The organism is Streptomyces sp. NH27 (assembly GCF_056859195.1).
On record NZ_JACEGK010001065.1, the window covers coordinates 1 to 553 of the forward strand.

A 553-nucleotide genomic window follows, 5' to 3' on the forward strand; every position below is an offset into this window, starting at 1 on the left:
ATCTCCACCAGGCCCTTGACCTTCTTGGAGTCCGGGTTGATCTCGTTGATCGTCGCCTGGAGGGTGGCGAAGGGACCGTCGGTGACGGTGACCGAGTCGCCGACCTCGAAGTCCAGCACCTGGACCTCGACCTTGCGCGGCTGGGCGGTGCCCTCGGCGATCGCGGCGGCCTCGGCCGCGGCCTCCACCTCGGGGGCGAGCATCTTGACGATCTCGTCCAGCGTCAGCGGGTAGGGGTCGTAGGCGTTGCCGACGAAGCCGGTGACGCCGGGGGTGTTGCGGACGACGCCCCAGGACTCGTTGGTGAGGTCCATGCGGACCAGGACGTAGCCGGGGAGCTTGTTCTGCCGGATGGTCTTCCGGTCGCCGTTCTTGATCTGGACTACTTCTTCCTGGGGCACTTCGGCCTGGTAGATGTACTCCTCGACGTTGAGCGAGACGGCGCGCTGCTCAAGGTTGGACTTCACGCGGTTCTCGTAGCCGGCGTAGGTGTGGATGACGTACCACTCGCCGGGCAGGGTGCGCAGCTCCTCGCGGAACGCGGCAACCGCGT

General features: G+C 66.5%; 1 protein-coding gene. It reads right to left on the reverse strand.

The features are described from left to right. A partial coding sequence (gene nusG / locus AC13HU_RS38035; RefSeq protein WP_483046557.1) for a transcription termination/antitermination protein NusG occupies nt 1-553 on the reverse strand: 553 nt, incomplete at both ends.